Genomic DNA, 2,731 nt, shown 5'->3' on the forward strand with positions numbered 1-2,731 from the left:
TGTACCCGTTCGCAGGCCGCGCGGATGTCGTCATCCGGCAGCATGGTGCGTTCGGGCGGCAGGGTCACGCGGTTGGCGCTGCCGTTGGGCAGCAGTCGCGGCACCGATTCGCGGCAGGAGGGGCAATGCCAGGTGGCTACGCGAGGGCCTTCGACGATATTGCTGGGGGGCATGCGGCACCGCTGGTTGCGTACACGTCCGGCGAGTATACGACCCCGCCGCACCCGCCCAAAATCGCGCCGCATCGCGCAGGGGGCTGCGCTCCCACAAGGTAACCCCGGCCCGTAGGAGGCCAGCCCTGTGGCCGATTGGGGTATCCTGCGATGCCGCATCGCGTTGAGGCTCGCACTCCTCGCTCGTTCCCGTGTCCGGCTCTTGACATTGGGACGATCCGGTCGCAGCATCCATTATGCGAGTCGGGTAGCGTTGCCTTATCCTGCAATGTTTGGAGTTCCGTTACTCCCTCGGCTCCCTCAAAAATGTCTGAATGGCCGCCATCAGGGCGGCCTTTTTGTAAGCGGGCAGGGAAGCCATGCATCTCCTTTACCTGGATGAGTCAGGGAGCGTCGCGAATTCGGCCGAGGATTTCTTCGTTCTGGCCGGCGTGAGTGTCTTCGAGCGCAAGGCCCATTTCCTCGAGGACGAGCTTAACGCGATCGCGGCCCGCTTCGATCCACAAAATCCTCACGGTGTCGAGCTCCATGGCTCTCCCATGCGCAGCGGCAAGAATGCCTGGCGCAGGGTCTCTCGGGAAGATCGGACGCAGGCCATGGAGGATGCACTGGATGTTGTGGTGAGGCATCACCCTCAGGGCGTTCGCCTGTTTGGCGGAGCCGTGCGCAAGACGGGGATTCCGGGCGAAGATCCGGTGGAACACCTTTTCGAGCAACTTTGCAGCCGGTTCGATCTGTTCCTGAAGCGCTGTTACGCCCGGCACGGCGATCCTCAGCGGGGCCTGATCCTTCTGGATAAATCCTCTACCGAGCAGCGGATTCAGTCTCTGGCGCGAGATTTCAAGCACTACGGACACGCCTGGGGAAAGACGTACAACTACGCCGAAGTCCCGGTGTTCCTTGATTCGAGAGCGTCGCGTTTGATCCAGCTGGCGGATCTGGTGGCCCATGCGATCTATCGGCATCACGAACGCGGGGACAGCGCGCTGTTCAACCGAATTTCGCACTGTTTCGATTCGCAGGGACCGACGCGACACGGGTATTACGTGCGTGATTGACCGCGCGCTGGATCGCGCAGGGGGCTGCGCTCCCACAAGGTAACCCCGGCCCGCAGGAGGCGAGCCCTCTGGCCGATCGGGGTGTCCCCGGCGCTGCGTCGCGCAGGGGCGTGCTTCCGGGCTGCTCTGCGATACTGACCGGCGGGGCGCGACTTCCTCGACCCGGGCGAGCACAAACCGGCCACGGATCCGGCCATCCGTCCGGTCATGGCATGCCCGATGCGGACGCCATTCTGAGATTAAACTGCGGATATGATGGGGCTCATGCAAATGGCGTGAAAGGACATCCAACCGGCCATGAGCGCAGTCATTGATCGAGGTGAACGCATTGCCCTGATGGAGCCCCTGTTGGTGGGTGAGCGCTTGTCACGGCCGATTGGGTTGCCCCCGGTGCTGCGTCGCACAGGGGGTTGCACACCTACGTGGAAGCCTTCGGGATGTAGTGAACAGCCGGAAGCCCGTCGAAATCGGCGTCCTGGGTCCAGAGGTCGGCCTGATGGGCGCGCGCGGTGGCGTAGATGATGCTGTCGGCGAGCGGGAGACCATGCTGGTTGCCGAGACTGGCGGCGGACAGGGCCAAAGGCCCCGTGAGTTCGACGAGTTCGCCCTGCTGCATCAATGCGGCTGCCTGCAAGGCTGCCGCCTCGCCTCGTTGCTGGAGTACCCGTTTGAAGACTTCGTAGAGGCTGATCGTTGGGACGATCAGTTCTCGCGTGGTCTCGATGGCGTCTGCAAAAGCTTCGGCATTGGGACCGTCGGCAAAGTATTCCAGCCACGCGGACGAATCGACCACGTTCACACGCGATCTCCCTCGCGCGGGACATCAGGGTCAATGCCCTTGAGGAACCCCCGCATCTCGCTCATACGCCGCTCGGGAATCAGTTCGATACGGTCGTCGTACGCAATAATCTGCACCTTCTGGCCTGCACGAAGATGCAGCGCCTCGCGTACCGCCCTGGGGATGACGACCTGATATTTCGGAGAGATGGTGAGGGCTTCCATTTTCAGCACCCTGATCGATCGTTATTCCGTTTTACCAATGTATCATCGATCCCGAAGATGGGCGAAGGTTCGCGTACCCCCCCCCCCGTTGGAGGCCAGCCCTCTGGCCGATCTCCCCGTCCATGCTCAGGTGTCAGCCCCCGGTGGCCCCAGCAGGGACTCGAGCCTGTCCGCGTCCAGGATCCCGACGATCAAGGCACCGATATCGGTCCGGCATCGATCCAGGCCGGATAATCCGAACTGGGGCGGGTCACTGCGGAGGATTTTCCCGTATCCGGGTCACCTCCTCGACTGACAACCCAACGATTTCGGCAATCGTGCGGTCATCCATCTCGGTAGACCGGATCAGATTGCGCGCGGCTTCGCGACGTCCTTCCTGGCGCCCTTCCTGGCGTCCCTCCTCGCGCCCTTCCTCGATCCACCGGTCGGGCCAGTGCTTGATCCGTTCGGCCAGCATGTCGTGTACCTCGTGCAAGTCCTGAAGGTCGTTGAACGGCG

General features: G+C 62.7%; 4 protein-coding genes. 1 reads left to right on the forward strand and 3 read right to left on the reverse strand.

Going from position 1 to position 2,731, the window contains the following annotated elements; all coding sequences use genetic code 11:
- Positions 1 to 532 precede the first annotated feature (532 nt).
- Positions 533 to 1,231 (forward strand): DUF3800 domain-containing protein, encoded by a 699-nt coding sequence (locus F787_RS15840; RefSeq protein WP_028492572.1) that lies wholly within the window; start codon positions 533 to 535, stop codon positions 1,229 to 1,231.
- Positions 1,232 to 1,649: 418 nt separating this feature from the next.
- Here the strand turns inward: F787_RS15840 and F787_RS0113905 are convergent, their stop codons facing one another.
- The 3 genes from F787_RS0113905 to F787_RS0113915 all read right to left on the reverse strand — a co-directional run.
- Complete coding sequence (locus F787_RS0113905) at positions 1,650 to 2,030, reverse strand: type II toxin-antitoxin system VapC family toxin (protein ID WP_028492573.1); 381 nt, start codon at positions 2,028 to 2,030, stop codon at positions 1,650 to 1,652.
- Entirely contained in the window at positions 2,027 to 2,233 is a 207-nt protein-coding gene (locus tag F787_RS0113910) for an AbrB/MazE/SpoVT family DNA-binding domain-containing protein (protein ID WP_018869243.1), read from the reverse strand. Before F787_RS0113910 ends, F787_RS0113905 begins: the two co-directional genes overlap by 4 nt.
- A gap of 250 nt (positions 2,234 to 2,483) precedes the next feature.
- Positions 2,484 to 2,731: hypothetical protein (locus tag F787_RS0113915; RefSeq protein ID WP_196801939.1), on the reverse strand; the 248-nt coding region annotated here is incomplete at its 5' end.

The organism is Thioalkalivibrio sp. ALE19 (assembly GCF_000428605.1).
Lineage (GTDB): Bacteria > Pseudomonadota > Gammaproteobacteria > Ectothiorhodospirales > Ectothiorhodospiraceae > Thioalkalivibrio.